This is a genomic window from Pseudalkalibacillus sp. Hm43 (assembly GCF_054170705.1).
In genome coordinates this window covers 3,670,486-3,687,616 of record NZ_CM135129.1, presented here as the reverse complement: position 1 = coordinate 3,687,616, position 17,131 = coordinate 3,670,486, and the positions used below count along the sequence as shown (strand labels likewise).

Annotated in this window: 19 protein-coding genes; 5 read left to right on the top strand and 14 right to left on the bottom strand. The window is 42.4% G+C overall.

Annotation, left to right across the window (positions count from 1 at the left end):
• Positions 1–460: 460 nt before the first annotated feature.
• From ACXQIQ_RS19090 to ACXQIQ_RS19070, 5 genes are read right to left on the bottom strand one after another with little or no spacing between them, the layout of a single operon-like run.
• On the bottom strand, positions 461–1,597 hold the full coding sequence (locus ACXQIQ_RS19090; RefSeq protein ID WP_439300809.1) for a bifunctional cystathionine gamma-lyase/homocysteine desulfhydrase: 1,137 nt from the start codon (positions 1,595–1,597) through the stop codon (positions 461–463).
• A 1-nt stretch (position 1,598) separates the two neighbouring features.
• A complete protein-coding gene (locus ACXQIQ_RS19085; RefSeq protein WP_439300810.1) occupies positions 1,599–2,522 on the bottom strand; it encodes a PLP-dependent cysteine synthase family protein in 924 nt (307 codons plus the stop codon).
• A 27-nt stretch (positions 2,523–2,549) separates the two neighbouring features.
• Complete coding sequence (locus ACXQIQ_RS19080) at positions 2,550–3,020, bottom strand: S-ribosylhomocysteine lyase (protein ID WP_439300811.1); 471 nt, start codon at positions 3,018–3,020, stop codon at positions 2,550–2,552.
• Positions 3,013–3,717: a 5'-methylthioadenosine/S-adenosylhomocysteine nucleosidase gene (gene mtnN / locus ACXQIQ_RS19075; protein WP_439300812.1), complete on the bottom strand. Its 705-nt coding sequence runs from the start codon at positions 3,715–3,717 to the stop codon at positions 3,013–3,015. The genes ACXQIQ_RS19080 and mtnN overlap by 8 nt, the downstream gene beginning before the upstream one ends.
• Before the next feature lie 12 nt (positions 3,718–3,729).
• Positions 3,730–4,380: a class I SAM-dependent DNA methyltransferase gene (locus tag ACXQIQ_RS19070; RefSeq protein WP_439300813.1), complete on the bottom strand. Its 651-nt coding sequence runs from the start codon at positions 4,378–4,380 to the stop codon at positions 3,730–3,732.
• Between the two features lie 199 nt (positions 4,381–4,579).
• Between ACXQIQ_RS19070 and ACXQIQ_RS19065 the strand changes: the two genes are divergently transcribed.
• Genes ACXQIQ_RS19065 through ACXQIQ_RS19055 form a run of 3 tightly spaced genes read left to right on the top strand, consistent with a single transcriptional unit; the run spans position 4,580 to position 8,411 of the window.
• Positions 4,580–5,044, top strand: a complete 465-nt coding sequence (locus ACXQIQ_RS19065) for a MarR family transcriptional regulator (protein WP_439300814.1) — start codon at positions 4,580–4,582, stop codon at positions 5,042–5,044.
• Positions 5,041–8,166 carry an MMPL family transporter gene (locus tag ACXQIQ_RS19060; RefSeq protein ID WP_439300815.1) on the top strand — a complete coding sequence of 1,042 codons (3,126 nt, stop codon included), beginning with the start codon at positions 5,041–5,043 and terminating at the stop codon, positions 8,164–8,166. The genes ACXQIQ_RS19065 and ACXQIQ_RS19060 overlap by 4 nt, the downstream gene beginning before the upstream one ends.
• Before the next feature lie 32 nt (positions 8,167–8,198).
• Entirely contained in the window at positions 8,199–8,411 is a 213-nt protein-coding gene (locus tag ACXQIQ_RS19055; protein WP_439300816.1) for a DUF2536 family protein, read from the top strand.
• A gap of 33 nt (positions 8,412–8,444) precedes the next feature.
• Here the strand turns inward: ACXQIQ_RS19055 and ACXQIQ_RS19050 are convergent, their stop codons facing one another.
• On the bottom strand, positions 8,445–8,636 hold the full coding sequence (locus tag ACXQIQ_RS19050) for a hypothetical protein (RefSeq protein ID WP_439300817.1): 192 nt from the start codon (positions 8,634–8,636) through the stop codon (positions 8,445–8,447).
• 12 nt (positions 8,637–8,648) lie between these two features.
• Positions 8,649–9,740, bottom strand: coding sequence for a response regulator aspartate phosphatase (locus ACXQIQ_RS19045; RefSeq protein WP_439300818.1), 1,092 nt, complete (start codon positions 9,738–9,740; stop codon positions 8,649–8,651).
• Positions 9,741–9,978: 238 nt separating this feature from the next.
• Here ACXQIQ_RS19045 and liaG point away from each other — a divergent pair, with 238 nt between their 5' ends.
• The gene (gene liaG / locus ACXQIQ_RS19040) at positions 9,979–10,833 is read left to right on the top strand and encodes a LiaG family protein (RefSeq protein ID WP_439300819.1); all 855 of its coding nucleotides are present in this window, start codon (positions 9,979–9,981) and stop codon (positions 10,831–10,833) included.
• Between the two features lie 64 nt (positions 10,834–10,897).
• On the opposite strand, the gene ACXQIQ_RS19035 is transcribed toward liaG, so the two are convergent.
• Positions 10,898–11,587 carry a YrrS family protein gene (locus tag ACXQIQ_RS19035; protein WP_439300820.1) on the bottom strand — a complete coding sequence of 230 codons (690 nt, stop codon included), beginning with the start codon at positions 11,585–11,587 and terminating at the stop codon, positions 10,898–10,900.
• A 190-nt stretch (positions 11,588–11,777) separates the two neighbouring features.
• Here ACXQIQ_RS19035 and ACXQIQ_RS19030 point away from each other — a divergent pair, with 190 nt between their 5' ends.
• Complete coding sequence (locus ACXQIQ_RS19030; RefSeq protein WP_439300821.1) at positions 11,778–12,014, top strand: KTSC domain-containing protein; 237 nt, start codon at positions 11,778–11,780, stop codon at positions 12,012–12,014.
• Here ACXQIQ_RS19030 and ACXQIQ_RS19025 read toward each other — a convergent pair.
• The 6 genes from ACXQIQ_RS19025 to ACXQIQ_RS19000 form a co-directional block, all read right to left on the bottom strand.
• Positions 12,011–13,777 carry a peptidoglycan D,D-transpeptidase FtsI family protein gene (locus ACXQIQ_RS19025; protein WP_439300822.1) on the bottom strand — a complete coding sequence of 589 codons (1,767 nt, stop codon included), beginning with the start codon at positions 13,775–13,777 and terminating at the stop codon, positions 12,011–12,013. The two genes, ACXQIQ_RS19030 and ACXQIQ_RS19025, sit on opposite strands and share 4 nt — an antisense overlap.
• A 59-nt stretch (positions 13,778–13,836) precedes the next feature.
• Positions 13,837–14,277, bottom strand: a complete 441-nt coding sequence (locus ACXQIQ_RS19020; RefSeq protein ID WP_439300823.1) for a hypothetical protein — start codon at positions 14,275–14,277, stop codon at positions 13,837–13,839.
• On the bottom strand, positions 14,270–14,989 hold the full coding sequence (locus ACXQIQ_RS19015) for an alpha/beta fold hydrolase (protein ID WP_439300824.1): 720 nt from the start codon (positions 14,987–14,989) through the stop codon (positions 14,270–14,272). The genes ACXQIQ_RS19020 and ACXQIQ_RS19015 overlap by 8 nt, the downstream gene beginning before the upstream one ends.
• Positions 14,990–15,127: 138 nt before the next feature.
• A complete protein-coding gene (gene greA / locus ACXQIQ_RS19010; RefSeq protein WP_439300825.1) occupies positions 15,128–15,604 on the bottom strand; it encodes a transcription elongation factor GreA in 477 nt (158 codons plus the stop codon).
• A 159-nt stretch (positions 15,605–15,763) separates the two neighbouring features.
• Complete coding sequence (gene udk / locus ACXQIQ_RS19005; RefSeq protein ID WP_226546585.1) at positions 15,764–16,405, bottom strand: uridine kinase; 642 nt, start codon at positions 16,403–16,405, stop codon at positions 15,764–15,766.
• Between the two features lie 12 nt (positions 16,406–16,417).
• The gene (locus ACXQIQ_RS19000) at positions 16,418–17,077 is read right to left on the bottom strand and encodes an O-methyltransferase (RefSeq protein ID WP_439300826.1); all 660 of its coding nucleotides are present in this window, start codon (positions 17,075–17,077) and stop codon (positions 16,418–16,420) included.
• Positions 17,078–17,131 lie beyond the last annotated feature (54 nt).

Sequence of the window (17,131 nt, the reverse complement as noted above, 5' to 3'; positions counted from 1 at the left end):
CCCTTACTTTGTACATATTAACATGTCTAGAGTGAGAGAATAAGAGATTTTCTGACAATTCCTTAAGTTACCAAAAAGGGGGTGATCCAAAAGTCTGGAAGAATGATTATAGGGATATCCCGAATTTTGGTTAAATGGATTTGGTCATAGTTCTGTTAGGAAAAGTAGCTTAGAAACAATACTTACGGACATTTAGTTCGCTATTTTTGTAATTTTGTTCTATATTGAATGCCACTCGGACATTTAGTTCGCTATTTACTTAAAAATAGACTTAATTCTGATGTTTTTTAAAGAATAAGGTACTAGATGTCCGCATAACCATTAAATCCAGACATTTTAGAAGAAATAAGGTATCAAATGTCCGCACAACCAAGCTTTTCATAAAAGTATTCATAAACAAAGAAAGGGCTGTTCAAAAAGTCTGGAAAAATGACTTTTAGGAACAGCCCCTTTAATCCAATTATCCTTCTAAAGCTTGCTTCAAGTCTTCAATCAGATCTTCCGCATCTTCAATTCCGACGGAGATACGAAGTAATCCGTCAGTAATTCCGAGTTCGTCACGACGTTCCTTCGGAATCGATGCGTGTGTCATACGAGCTGGAGCTGAAATCAAACTCTCAACCGCTCCCAAGCTTTCCGCAAGAGTGAAGTAGCGAGTCTTGCTCAACACTTGGTCCGCACGCTCCTGACTACCTACATCAAAGGAAATCATTCCTCCGAATCCACCAGCCTGACGTTTTGACAATTCATGGCCAGGGTGCGATTCAAGACCCGGATAGTAGATTTTCGTCACAGCAGGGTGACCTTCTAAGAATTCTGCAATCTGCTTCGTGTTGCTTTCAGTAGCTTCCATACGGAGTCCAAGCGTCTTGATTCCACGGATTAGCAACCAAGAATCTTGTGGTCCAAGAACTGCTCCAGCAGAGTTTTGGATAAAGTGAAGCTGCTCAGCAAGTTCCTTCGAATTCACAACAGCGAGACCAGCGACAACATCACTGTGTCCTCCGATGTATTTCGTCGCACTGTGTAATACGATATCCGCACCGTGCGTAATCGGTGTTTGCCAGTATGGTGTGTTGAACGTGTTATCGACGATCAACAATAGGTCGCGTGCTTTCGCAATTTTCGAAGCACCCTCAATGTCCGTCACCTTCAACAACGGATTCGTCGGTGTCTCAACATAAATCGCTTTCGTGTTTTCTTGGATTGCATTCTCGATGTTTTCCAAGTTGCTCGTGTCTACGAACGTGGACTCAAGTCCGAGACGGTTCAACACTTTGGATACGAGACGATACGTACCACCATACACATCATCCGTGAAAACGACATGATCTCCTGTATTGAACATCATCATGATCGAGTTGATCGCTGCCATTCCCGAACCGAAGGCGAAACCAGCTTCCCCTTCTTCCAAGTCCTTAATCAATTCTTCCAAAGCGAAACGCGTCGGGTTACCTGTACGGGAATACTCATAGCCCTTGAAGTTTCCGACACTTTCTTGTTTATACGTACTCACCTGATAGATCGGTGTGGATACAGCTCCCGTCTGCTCATCCCCGAAAATACCAGCGTGAATCATTTTCGTTTTTGGCTTCATCCTACATGCCTCCTTGATAGATCTTCTTACTTAAGTATCGCTCACTACTGTCTGCAAAGACCGTAACGATGTTGGTTCCTGGTTCTGCCTTTCTTGCTTCAATGAGTGCGGCATGTAATGCAGCACCAGAGGAACTGCCGACGAGGAGGCCTTCTTTCAGAGCTAATTCTTTTACCCGTTCGAATGCATCCACATCTTCAACAGTATGGATTGCATCGAAATAGGACGGATCCATATATTCTGGTAAAAACTCCATCCCGATGCCTTCCGTCTTATGCGGACCGGGTTCTCCACCGTTCAAGATCGAACCTTCTGGCTCGACGATGACTGTCTTCACATCTGGATTCTGCTCTTTCAGATAGCGGGCCGTTCCCATGAAGGTTCCGCCAGTTCCGGCTCCTGCTAAGAACACATTGACTTTGCCATCAAGCGCTTCCCAAATTTCAGGACCTAACGTTTTGTAGTACGTATTTGGATTAGCAGCATTAGCGAACTGAGCAGGATAATGCGCGTTCTCAATCGTTTGCTCTAGCTCTTTCGCTTTTTCAATCGCTCCGCGCATTCCTTTTTCCGTATCAGTATTCACGATTTCCGCTCCGAGTGCTCGCATCAAGTCTTGCTTTTCGACACTGAACTTTTCCGGTACGACGAAAATGACATTGATTCCTTTGTTGACGGCTGCCAACGCAAGGCCAATTCCCGTGTTCCCCGCTGTCGGTTCAATGACGGTTCCGCCAGGCTTCAGCTTGCCACTTGCAAAAGCTTCTTCCAACAGCTCTTTTCCGAGGCGGTCCTTGATGCTTCCCCCGGGATTATAGAATTCCAATTTAGCAAAAAGTCGTACACCGTCAGGAAGATCGAAGTTCGCGATCTCCACCAACGGTGTATGACCAATCAATTCCTGTACGTTTTTAAAATACCTCATTGAATGTGGTTCCTCTCCGAATAAAGCTTATTCTTCTCCGAAAACTTCTTTCCATTCGCTGCGTTTTGCTAGCATATCGCGTGCAATTTCTTTTGCACCTTCTAAGCTATGGTTCGCAGCCCAACCGCATTGGACTTCGTTACACGCAGGAACTTCATCTGCTTCCAATACGTCATTCAATGTCTTCTCAATCACATCATGGATTTCATCATGGTCTGTTTGATTGAGGACTGCAAGGTAAAAGCCAGTTTGACAACCCATAGGACCAATATCAATGATACGATCGTGGTGATTACGGATATTTTCAGCCATTAGATGCTCGATAGAGTGAAGACCAGCCATATCCATGTGTTCTTTGTTCGGTTGCTTGAATCGGATATCATACTTCGCGATTTCGTCTCCGTGCTGTCCTTTCGTTACACCTACAAGGCGCACATATGGTGCACGTACCTTCGTATGATCGAGATTGAAACTTTCTACATTCATTTTTTTAGCCATGTTTCTTCAGCTCCTTTACCATTTTTAATATTAGATCGGCGGAGTTTTTAGCCGCCACTTTCAAAAATTGATCAAATGACATTGGTGCATCTTTTCCAGCGATGTCCGATAGCGACCGGATGACCACAAACGGAACATCGAATTGGTGACATACTTGAGCAATTGCTGCTGCTTCCATTTCCGCAGCATACAGCTCAGGAAACTTCCCACGGACATCTTTTACCCGGACAGCATCATTCATGAATGAATCTCCGGATGCAATCAATCCTTTGACGATCTGCTTATCCGTCACATCCTTCGCACTTGCTTCTGCAATCTCAACCAATAGTGGATGAGGCATATAAAATGCTGGCAGTGCAGGCACTTGCCCGTACTCGTATCCGAAAGCTGTCACATCAACGTCATGGTGACGGATTTCAGATGAGATGACAACATCCCCGACATTCAATTCTGGATTGAATCCTCCAGCAGACCCCGTATTGATAACATAATCCGGTTTGTAAAGCTGGTTCAACAACGTCGTTGCAATCGCAGCATTTACTTTTCCAATGCCGGATTTCAACAAGATGACTTCTTGGTCATATATGGTACCTGTATAAAATGTGCAGCCTGCAATCGTTTTTGTTTCGCAGTCTTCAATCAATTCCTGCATGAGGATGACTTCTTCGTCCATTGCTCCGATAATTGCAATTTTCATATCTACATTCCTTTACGTATCTTTTTTGACGGCGACCATCAACCACACATAGCGGTTCATCCGTTCGAAATCGACTTCGAATCCGTGTGCGTTGAACATGTCGGATAGTACACCGATTGTCGTATAATACTCTGTTTGAAGATCATGCAGAAGATTCTTGTACCCTTGCTTTTTCACACGGGAATGGATCTCTTTCTTCGCCTCTTCATGTTCATATACGGTGTCCGCAAATACAATTCTACCATTGTTCCCAAGGAGCTTTCCATAATTATGGATAGCTTTCTCCTTTTCTTCGTCCGTCAAATGATGGAAGGCATACGTACTCACAATCGTATCGACTTTTTCATCCAGTTCAGGAAACGACAAGAAATCTCCATCCAATAGCTTCATATCAGGAAATCTTTCGTTCGTTTTCTGCCTCATTCCAGGTGATGGTTCTACACCGATTACATTCAAGTTCTTCTTCATCAATGCATCGGACAAGTTCCCCGTACCTACCCCGAATTCAAGCACCGTCCCCTTCGATTCAATCGCGACGCGGTCCAAGATTTCCTGATATCCCGTAAAGACTTCATGATATTCGTTGTCTTCACTCGAACTCGATACCGTATCATCATAAGAATCGGCCCATTTGTCAAAGAGATCGATAAACTCTCTTCCCACTTTCTCCACTCTCCTATTTTTCATTCTATATTATTCCTATCAATATACTATGAATTAACTTTAATATGGCTACAAGATACCACACAACTGGACAGATAGCAATGAAATAAAGCCTCTTGACAAAGAACTTTTCCATCCATTATAGTTAGACTCGTTAATAGTTAGATTGTCTAATTAAATAGTTCAGGAGGACTTATCCATGGATTTTGCTCGACTTCAAGAAATTATTCAAAGATATGAAAATGTTTCGTTTTCGGTGACAAAAAAAGCTGAAATGCTCATAAAAGAAGAAATCAGTGAGGAACTGACGAGTGATCAACACTTTATATTGCGTTACATCCACTCGAGGGGAAAATGTACATCAACAGAACTTGCTGACGTCTTTCATGTTAAAAAAAGCTCAATTACAGCAATCATCAATCGATTGGTAACGAGAGAATTGGTCGACCGTGAACGAGATCATGAAGATCGTCGGATTGTCTATCTCTCCCTTTCTGAAAAAGGAGAAGAATTATTCAAGCTTTCAGAAGAGAAAGTACATCAATTGGTCGGCTCCTTCATCCAGAAGTTTGAGAAGGAAGAGATTCTCCAATTTATCCAGACGTACGAAAAGCTGGATGGGTTTCTTGATGAATTGATTCAATGCAAGGAGGTAGACCAGTGAAACACATCATCAAAGCAAGATGGCTCATCATCGGTGTCTGGATCGCTTCAATCGTCGCTCTATTGATGACCGCTCCGAATATGGAGACTCTGGTCAGAGATAAAGGTCAAATTCAAGTTCCGGACGGCTACACTTCAACGAAAGCAGATGAAATTTTAGATGAAGCATCAGGTGAAGATGAAAACGGCTCAAGGATAGCGCTCGTCTTTCATAATCCAGAGGGACTAACAACGGATGACATATCCGAAGCAGAGCAAGCGTTACAATCACTTGAACAAGACAAAGATCAACTAGGCATTACAGAGATCACTACCCATTTTGAAACGCCTGAACTAAAAGACCAGCTCGTTTCAGATGATGGAAACACCATCCTTGCAGGTGTGGACGTCCATTTCAAAGATCGAACGGCAGCTGAAACGCGCGATGCATTATATGAAGCACTCGATTCAGTCGAGGTGGATTATTATTACACGACAAGTTGGATGATTGATGAGGACTTAATCTCCAGTTCACAAGAGGGACTTAAGAAAACCGAGGGCATAACCGTTGTGTTTATCCTTGTCGTTCTCATTCTCGTCTTCCGGTCGGTTGTGGCTCCGCTCATTCCGTTACTAACAGTCGGATTAACCTACTTAGTATCACAATCCATCGTCGGCTTTCTCGTGGATCGATTGGATTTTCCGTTATCGAATTTCACACAAATTTTCTTAGTAGCAATCCTATTCGGGATTGGAACGGATTACTGTATCCTATTACTCAGCCGCTTTAAAGAAGAATTGTCCCATCACGAACATGTGGATGCGGCCATCATCGCTACCTATCGTAACGCTGGGAGAACCGTCATCTTCAGTGCACTTGCTGTAATGATCGGTTTCAGTGCAATCGGGTTCTCCACATTCAAGCTTTATCAATCAGCTGCAGCAGTAGCTGTCGGTGTCGGAGTATTGATGATCGCATTGCTAACCATTGTACCTTTCTTCCTGAAAGTCCTTGGCCCTAAATTGTTCTGGCCTTCTAAAGGTAGTCTCGAACATAAACAAAGTCGTCTCTGGGGTTGGGCAGGACGTTTCACTTTCGCGAGACCATTCATGGCCCTTTTGATTGCCGGACTAATTACATTACCGTTTCTTGTGACTTACGATGGAAAACTCTCCTTCAATTCTTTGAATGAAATCGGGGATGAATATGATTCCGTCAAAGCTTTCAATGTCATTTCTGACAGCTTCGGTCCAGGCGAGTCACTGCCTACAAAAGTCGTCCTACGGGACGATGACAGAATGGATTCCAAAGAGGTTCTTCCCATCATCGAAGAAATTACACGCTCGATTAAAGAGATCGAAGGAATTGAAACGGTGCGAAGTGCTACTCAACCGCAGGGTGACCAGGTAGAAGAATTTTTCGTTGCCAAACAAGCTGAACAACTCAATGACGGTTTAGGTGAAGGAAAGGACGGATTGAATCAGATTGAGGATGGTCTGAAAGAAGCTTCCTCTGAATTGAAAAAATCCGAGCCAGAGCTGAAAGACGCGACGAGCGGAATCAATGAGCTCCTTTCAGGAACACAAGAGTTAAAATCAGGCGTCAACGATCTCAGTGCCTCACTGACAAAAATCGAGAATGGCATCCGGAGTGGATCAGCAGGTGCCTCTGAACTTAAAAGTGGAATAGACCAGGCGCAAGCGGGTATCAAAGAATTGATTCAAAACCAAAATAGTCTGCTCGGTGGGTATGAAGAAACGGCTAAAGGCGTATCAGACTTATATGATCAGTACGCTGGGATTACGGAAAACTTGCGTACCCTTTCCAGTACGCTATCGTCTCTCCAGTCTGACTTGAAAGAACTTGGTGAAAAGCACGGAGATGACCTTAAAAATGATGAAACCTATCAAAGGATTCTTAAAGTTACGGAAGGTTCAATCGCGTCCACGAACCAACTCGTTGCTGGAACAGAAGCCTTAAACAAGAACTTGCACGATGTAGCTGAAGGATTACAAATCGCAAACAGCAACTTTAACAAAATCATTGCTGCACAAGAAAACGTAACTACAGGGTTGAATGAAGTGTCAAAAGGACTTTTGGCGCTTGAATCGGGTCTGAATGATGCTGCCAATGGCCAGAATCAAGTGATTCAAAATGTACCAGCTTTATCGAATGGTCTAGGCTCCCTAGCCTCTGGTCAACAGCAATTATTGGATGGCTTCGGTTCAATGGATCAACAGATGTCTGATTTGACGGATGGTCTAGACCAAAGTGTGGACGGCTTGAATGACATTTCAAATGGACTTTATGATGCTCAAAACTATTTAACATCCTTAAGCAACACCGGGAACAGATCCACGACAGGCTGGTATATACCGGATGAAGCCTATGACAGTGACGATTTCCAATCTGCATTGGATGCGTATATGTCTGAGAACCGTCAAGTAACGACCCTGGATGTCATTTTTGCTGAGAATCCTTATTCAACGGACTCTATGGACAAAATCAATGAAATCGAATCTGCGATTGAACGTTCAACGGCAGGTACTCAGCTAGAAGGACTAGACTACGGAATTGGCGGAGTAACGAGTATCAACAATGACTTGGAAGGGATATCAAATTCCGATTACAGTCGAACGGTACTCTTCATGTTGATTGGAATCTCTATCATCTTGATCATTCTGTTGAGATCGATCATCATGCCACTTTATCTGGTAGCTTCATTGATATTGACGTATTTCACTTCCATGGGGATGACCGAAGCGATTTTCGTCAACCTCCTCGGCTACCCAGGCATCAACTGGACCGTGCCGTTTTTCGGTTTCGTAATCCTTGTCGCTCTAGGGGTCGATTACAGCATCTTCCTGATGGATCGCTTCAATGAATACAAGGAAATTTCGGTAAGAGAAGCCATGATCTTATCTATGAAAAATATGGGGACCGTAATCTTATCAGCAGCGGTCATCCTCGGAGGAACGTTCGCTGCCATGTATCCTTCCGGCGTGCTTTCGCTTTTACAAATCGCAACGGTCGTATTGACAGGATTATTCCTTTACGCTCTTGTCCTTCTACCTTTATTCGTACCAGTCATGGTAAAATGGTTCGGAGAGGCTAACTGGCTTCCTTTCAAACGAAACAGTTAGAATTGATTGTCGTATGAGGAGTGTGGAAAGCGTTGGAATTACATTTAGATTTCATCGAAGACAAAGTGGAATTTTACGAGGCGAATGAAATGTCTAAGTTAGAAGCGATCATCCAGGAGAAGATTGAGCAAAACAAAGCTCTTCTGCTCCGGGTTCATCACGTTTCCCATCAAGTGACATTGGATCCTTCTAGTGGCCATCGTCTGTATACTGCAGTCGTCCACTATCGTTATAATGGAAAATAAACAAAGAAGCGCTGATCGCAGCGCTTCTTTTTCTTATGCTCCTATAGAATCCTTAATGATGCCATCATGCGCAAAATTTGGTGGAGAGTCTTTGATGATGCCGTCATGAGCCATATGGGATGGGGAATCCTTTATGATTCCGTCATGCGCTTCATGATGCCCAAGGGATAATGGCAGGAATACAATCGTTGTTACGAACAAACAAATGCCTACTGCTTTCTTCATCTAAAATCCTCCCTAGATCAATTTATTTTTCGCATAGATGACAAGCTTGTAGTAGTTCATAGCTTCTTCGATGTTTTTTTGTTCCTCATAATAATTCGCCAGCTCATGACAGTAATCCTCCACATTCGACCAATATTTCCTGTCGTAAAAGAGTGAAATTTCATTTTTCAATACCGTCATATAAGACGCTAGATTGAGCGTATGCTTCGCTTTCAATATGTTCAATTTCCCCGTATATTCAAGGTCTTGATTCCGTTCACACATTTCATAACAACGATCCACCCAATACATCGCTTGTAGGTCTTCCTTCATCGAGAAGTATTCTTTCGCCATTATGTACATCGTTTTGACTTGGTTAGTATATTGCTCCTGTTCAACCATCCAACTCAGACTTTCTTCTAGATGTGTGATGGCTTGTCTGGAATCTCCCATTTTAGAGTACATCCACCCTAGGTTGTGCAGAGAGATGGCTTCTGTTTCTCGACATTCACCTTGTTGAGCGTATTGAATCGCTGTTCTTAAATAATCTTCTGCACGTTTAAAATTACCGAGCAGAATGTGATTTGCACCTAAGAGATTATTGCAATCAGCCGTACGAAGGAGGTAATGGTGATCTTTCATGAAGATCTCAATCGCTTTGAATGCATGTTGAATGGAGTTCAATATGTTCATGTGTTGGGAATAAACCGAAGCCAACTTATAATGGAATTCCGCGGATTCAATGGGGTCAGGTATGGAGCTGAGCTTCTTTTCAGCTAAATGATAATGGGTGATGGCTTCATCGTACTTCTTTTGTTTGTAAAGATAGATGCCTTTGAAGAATTGATAGTAGTACTCCAACATATCATCCGTCGTACCTTTATCCTGATCAATTTGCTGCAACAAACTGTTCACATCCTGGTAGGCTTGGACGTTCATCAAATTATACCGGAACGTTAACAATGAATAATAAAGGAGTAGATTTTGATTTTCCTCCATTCGGTTGATTTTGTGATCTACCTCGTCTTTTAGTCTAGCAGCTCGTTCAACATCACCATCTCGAATCAGGATATACCAACCATTCAGTAGATCTGACATCTCATTCGAATCCACTATGACCTCCACGTTCGATTCATCTCCTTTTTTCCAATAGGCTCTAATTTACACTCTTTTTCGACACAATCTCTTTAAAACCTTTCTGATTCCAATAGATAGGACATACACCCTATTGAAGAGCCCTTTTTTTACCATTTTTCAACTAAGCCTGAAGTCTTAGATAAATATAATCCGTGAGTTCATTGTGCCGATGTTACAATTGGATTAAGATGGAAACAATCATTGAAGGAAAAACAGGGGGTATGTTATGAAAACGTTGTTTGCAATCTTATTGATATTAATCGGTGGCTATTTTATTATGATGCAGACCAATGTAACAACATGGTTCAATCCTAGCGGGGAAAAAGTGCAATCGGCTGATATGGATGATGTCGATCGTCTCGAGATCGATGTTTCCAGTATGAAAACCAAAATCGTACCAGACGATCGCGGTGAATTGACCGCTGAACTCAATGGGAAAGGTGAACTCAAGGTTGATCGAAAAGGTGATGTAGTCATCGTCGAAGTAGAGAAAGGTTGGTTTAATTGGTTCACGTTTGAACGATCTGAGCTGACGATCCATATGCCGAGAGATTATGATCAAGCGCTTGAAATTGAAAATGGATCAGGGAATCTCGTGTTGAATGGACCGTCTAAAGAGGAACCTCTTTCCTTATCTTCACTTTCCATTGATATTGGTTCAGGTGACATAACCGTAGAAAATGTGCATGCGAAAGAATTCGTTCATGATGGATCTTCAGGCGATGTAGAGATCCGCAACATGAAAACTGAATCAGGGACATTCGATTTAAGCTCTGGCGGGGTAAGAGTAGAACATTATATAGGTCCGTTGAAGGCTGACCTATCTTCAGGAGATCTGGACATCCAAATGGATGAGTTGGTTGGTGATATCCGCGTCGATGTAAGTTCAGGTTCAGCTGATATCGACTTACCTGAAGATGCTGATTTTACTTTAAAAGGTGAAGTGAGCAGCGGAGATATTCATTGTAAGTTCCCGCTGAAGAGCCAATCGACAGGTAGCAGGAAGATCGCAGGTACTTACGGGTCCGGAGAACACCAGATCGATCTATCCGTCTCAAGTGGTGAAATCGAAATCTATTAAAACGTTGCAATTAAAAAACTGCCCTCAAAAGTCTACAAGAGCTTTTGGGGACAGTTTTTACTTACTATCTGTATTCATCAGCCGCACCTGGAACACGTTCAACGGATGTCGGTTTCCAACCTTGTCCGTCGACCCATTCTAGCATGACGACAAAGGGTTCATCTCCATTTTCCGCTTTACTGACGACGCCTTTTACAGTAGTGGAAGATCCACCATTTCCAATCCACCAATACTCAATTTCATCCGGTGATAATCCTGTAGCATACTGGAGCGCACGTTGTTTTTCTTCCCAATCCAGGGATCCTGTGTCAAAGCTGTTTTGGTGCTCTTCTTGCTTCGTTCCGACCGGTTCCCAGCTTCCATCCGGACCTGCGGTTTCATCTGTATGGGATTTGTACTCTCCATTAGACTCTGATTCCGAGTCTTCTTTCTTTTCCTCTTCTGACATGTCTACACTTTCACTATCTTCATTATTTTCATCAGAAGACTCATCGTCTTTATTTTCTTCTTGTTGATCTGAAGACGAATCTTGCTTATCGGAATCATCCTTTTTATTATCATCAGACATGGAAGCCGATTTTTCTTCATTGGACTGTTCTTTAGAAGCAGGTTCATCATCTCCTAGTAAGATGGAAGCTCCTACTGCTAGAATTCCAACAAATACGACACCAATCAAGACATTCAGGATGACATTCTGTTTTTTCGATTTTTTCGTTCGTTCATATCTCGAACTGAATGAGTAACGATCTTTCATGATTCCCCCTCCATTCTTACATATTATTCTATCACTCTACATAGATTCGAAGAAGGGTTATTTTTTGTACCGTCCTTTAAAAAGAGGTATAATGAATATTGAGAATATTTGTAATATTTAAACTAGTTTTGTCGTCTTAGAGGATTTTAGAGTCCCTATCACCAATATTACTATGAAGGAGGGGTACAAGATGCAATTTACGACATTTGAATCAAAGGAATGGAATCTGAAAACGTTTCATACGATCGGGTATCAAAAAGATTCGAAAACGCTGCATGTTTGTCTCCACGGTGGTTCAACACTTGAAGTCCAAGACGTAACAGAACAACGACTTTTTGAGTTCATACTGGCTCCTTATAAAGAACAATACCTACAAAATCAGCTTCTACCCAATCATGAAGTGAAGATTGTCCAATCGAAGTCTTAATCAACATTCAGATTGTCTGGTTGTTGTTGCAGCTGAAAGAGCTGTTCTACGATTTCGGCAAACGCTACGTTCGTTGACCGAGCCGTCTCTGAAGCTTCCAAGTCAACAACAACCAGCGCATACTTTGGATCATCGGCAGGAAAATAGCCAGCGAACCACTTGTTGTATATACCTACCTTACCTTTTTGTGCAGTTCCGGATTTGCCCGCAACGGTCCATGGAAGGCTATGAAAAGAATAATGCCCTGTTCCTTTAGGATCAAGAACGACACCCTCTAATAACTGTTGAAGCTTCTGTACCGTATACCGGGATAGAGGTTCATTCGTCATGCCCTCATTTTCGAATTCCACTAACGTGTTTCCGTTCTTGTACTGTACGGAATGTGCAGCTCGTACCCGTTTCGCTTGTCCCCCTCTTGCAACGGTCGCCATCAAATTCGCTACAGACAGCGGGGAAAGCCGGACGTTCAGTTGTCCTATCGCAGTCTGTGACACCGCTCTAGACACTTTTTTATCCGTATCATTGGCCCAGAACGTATTTTGACGTTCATTCGGGAAGTGCTTGAAGCCTTGTAGGTGGAAAACGTCTTCTTCCCAACCGTTTCGTCCACTCAAGCCTAACATTGCTCCGATTTCATCTACAATGTCCGGGTTCTTTTCCATCATTTCATTCAGCAGTGTAGCAAATGTATGGTTGCAGCTCTGGTAGAAGCTTTCTTCAAAAGTAAGCCAGCCTAGATCCCTCGACTCTTCTCCGTCATTGTATGTGTTCTGACTGCAATTGAATGTACGTGTGGGATTCAGATGGTCCTGTTCAATAGCAGCTGCTGCCGTAACGATTTTAAAGACGGAGCCTGGTATATGCGGAAGCACCATCTGGTTTCCTGTTCCCTCTTTTGTCGGATTTTTCTCAGGTGGTAAAGGTCTACTAACCATGGCGAGTACATCACTCGACTGGACATCAAGCAAAACAGCTCCACCATTTTTTAGTCCTGATGAGTCGACTGCATTTTCCAAAATCGTTTGGGCATTACGATCTAAGGTCGTTTGCAACGCAACCGGGTAAAAAGGGTTAGCTGGTGCGGAGTACTTCACATCGAGACCAAACAACGGTTTTCCGGATTGTTGTACATGATAAATAAGCTTCGATTCCCCTTCTGAAAGGAGAAAAGGATCGAATGCATATTGAATACCATTAATTCCGACTTTGGTCGTCCGATTGATCAACCCTTTTTCCAGTCGATCAGAATATCGACTTTCCACTTGCCTTGGATTCTCTCGGATTGCACCGATAAAGTGATAGGCAAAATCAGTATCCGTTTCATTGGAGAGCAGCTGTCCATAAGCTCCTGGTATTTTCAATTCATTGATGCGATCTACCTTCTCAGCAGACACATCCTCTATTAAAACAAGAGGTTCTGACTGTTCAAGGAGGCTTCGTTTCAGTGCATCGGTTGTAAAGTTCAACTCTTGTGCGACTTGCGATAGTTTTTCTTCATGTTCCGCTAAAAAAGGAAAAAGGATGATAGACGGTTGGTGGATTTCCACTAACACCTCACCGTTACGGTCATGGATCTTCCCTCTCCCGTCATCCAGGGCTACGGAATGCGTCCGCTGCTTGACACTTTCTTCAACCAGATTAACCTGATTTTCCGAAAAAGAGAGCGGATCGATCAGTTGGATATGCGCAAGTCTTCCAATCAATACGAATAAAAGTAAAAAGAATAGGATTGCGGTATGATAGAGTCTTTTCGGAGCTTTCATGATGGCCACCTCACCCATCATTCTCACCCGAAAAGCAGAATTTAAAACTATCGGACGCTTTATCGTTTGTTTTTTAGAATATCATTGATTTCATTAAGTTTATCAGCGGTAAGTAATCGAGGGTTCTCCATAATATCAACAAAGATAGGAAAGATTTCCTCTAATCGTTCAATCAAGGTGTCAGCCTTCCTCTCGCCTATCAGGTATTCTCTGATCACCATTCTATAATCTTCAATTAGTAAATACCCCGTATCTTGCATTGAAGCTGTTTGTTCAGGGGGATAAGCTTGGAGGTGAGAAAGAACCATTTCGACTTGATATTGATCCTCTTCCCTCAAGCCTTCAATCAATTCTTGTGTATAAACGATCCATAACGTCATATCCTGCTTAATTAATTGTTCTTCATTCTGTTTATGATTAGTATAAAAAAGAATAGACAGCACAATTAATGCTACTGAAAGAATGCCTATGATTGACTGAAGAAATCTCTTGTCATTCATTTATATTCCCACTTTTTTCAACCATTTCTCTTATTACCTCAACAGTTCTTTCAGGGTTATCCATATGGACAGCGTGACCGGTATCTTCAAGTTTGTAATGTACACTATTGGATGATAGCTCCGAGAGTTCGTGTTGCAGATCCATCCACACTTCCATAGATTGAGCGGTATGGTAAGGCTGAGTACAACCTGTCACTACAGCTAGTGGAAGATTGCCAAGTGATTTGTCTCTTACTTGTTCCAAGCTATTTTCGAACTCTTCAAATGTTCCTTCAACCGTAAACTGGGCTAAATAGGTTTCACGGATTTTTTCATCGAACAGGGGGACCATCCTTTTATTCTGGTCCTCATGACAAGCATCGAGTAGAACAATTCCAACAACATCTCTTGGAAATGTATGAGCAAATAGACGTGCGTTAATTCCACCATATGAATGTCCTACGAATATGTAAGGAGGTTTCACATCTTTTTCCCACAAAAGCCTATGGAGATTCTTGACGATTTGTTCGCTATCCTTCGGAAGTGTTCCCTTATCGCTTTTCCCAACCCCTGCTCGGTCATATAAAAAAAGATTTGCGAACCGCGCAACATCATCAATGATAGGCTTCCAATTTTCAGTAGACCAACCATAGCCCGATTCAAAAACAATCGTCGGTTTACTGTCGTGAGTTTGAATCAACTCATAATGTAATTTGGTTTCATGAGTCATCATATACGAATTCCTCCAGACTTTTATGCATTCTAATACTAGACTTCTCCGTTCATCCATACATTTCCTTGAGCTCGTTTAATCCAATTAAAAAACCAGCTTTATCGATGAGATAAAACTGGTTTGGTATCTGATATTAGATTAACCGACTTCGGTAATACGGACGTTCATTTCTCCGCCTGGCGTTTGTACGGATACTTCGTCACCGACTGTACGTCCGAGGAGGCTTCTTGCCATCGGAGAATCGTTTGAGATTTTGCCTTCAAACGGATCAGCTTCCGCACTACCTACAATCGTGTAGGATTCTTCTTCTCCATCTGGAAGTTCGACGAATTTGACGGATTTACCGATGGAAACGACGTGTGGATTTTGGTCTTGCTCTTCGATGATTTCGGCATTTCGGATCATTTTTTCAAGCTGTCCAATTCGTGCTTCTACGAATGCTTGCTCGTCTTTTGCAGCATCGTATTCAGAGTTCTCCGAAAGGTCACCGAAACCTCTTGCCACTTTAATGCGCTCCACGACTTCCTTACGTTTCTCGGTCTTCAGGTACTCCAATTCGTTCTCTAACTTCTCTTTACCCTCTTCGGTCATATAGTGTTTCTTTTCTTCTGCCATCTTACTCACTCCTCCAAAAACCTTCTCGTTACCGACTAGTATATGCATGATGTTGCATCACGTATTAATAAAAACTGTAAGCGTAACCATTCTTCATTTCATTTATTATACATCAAATGATGATATTGAAAACAGAGGTGAACGTTCCACCTCCATTTTTTATGGGTTCAATATTTCATTCGTTTCCAAAATGGTTCGGATCTTCGTAACCATCAAATCAATTGCTACTCGATTCTGACCGCCTTCAGGAATAATAATATCTGCATAACGTTTCGTCGGTTCAATGAATTGATTATGCATCGGACGAACAACAGATGTATATTGTTCAATCACGGAATCGATGGTACGTCCCCTCTCGTTGATATCACGCAATAATCGACGGATGATCCGCACATCTGCATCAGTATCAACAAAAAGCTTGATATCCATCAGGTCACGTAAACGTTCGTCCTCAAGGATAAGAATTCCTTCTAATATAATAACATCTTTTGGCTCAATTGGAATTATTTTATCACTTCTTGTATGTGCTGTATAGTCATAGACTGGTTTTTCAATGCCTTTTGAGTTGCGAAGTTTGTCGATATGATCGATCAACAAATCGTTATCGAACGCCAACGGGTGGTCATAATTCGTTTGCAGTCTCTCTTCCATTGATTTTTCAGTCTGATCCTTATAATAGGCATCCTGTTCAAGGATCAGGATGGATTGATCAGCGAACTGCCTGAAAATTTCCTTTGCAACTGTCGTCTTTCCAGAGCCAGAGCCTCCGGCTACACCAATAACTACTGGTTTTCTACCCATGTTCTTTCCCCTTTATTCCTTTTCTTTTTGCTTCAGGATACTAATGGCCATTCCATCACCAACTGGCAATATCGTCGTTACGAAATGCTTTTGTTCATATAAAAATTCGTTGTAATTCCTGATTTTCTCTGTAAGCTTTCGGAACCTTCGGGACTCGATTTCCTCGTTTTCCTTCGCGACGAATCCTCTGAATAAAACATTATCACTGACGATGATGCCTTCTGGTACGAGCATGTTTTCAAATTCTTGAAAGAATCGTTGATATTGCCCTTTCGCAGCATCGATGAAAATCAGATCATACGGACCTGAATGTTGAATCTCATTGATCAACTCCAGAGCATCTCCTTCAAGTACTTCAATGGCATGACCCATACCAACCTTTGAGATGTTTTGAATCGCTTGTCCATATCGTTCAGGATCCCGTTCAACCGTGACAAGGCGGCTTTCAGGTGAAGCTTGTATCATCCGGATGCCAGAATAACCGATTGCAGTTCCGATTTCCAATATCCTCTTCGGCTTGTGCAATCGTATGATTTGTAACAAGGCTTCCATACCAATCAAATCCATGATCGGAACATTTTCTACTTCCGCCTGTTGCTCCATTTCCACAATTTCCTGCGGACGTTCTGGTATTAATTCTTCCAAGTACTGCTTCATTTCATCCGAAATCATACGGAAGCCTCCTTTTAACCCGGTCTATTTTAACATAAGAAAAGAGGGAATGCG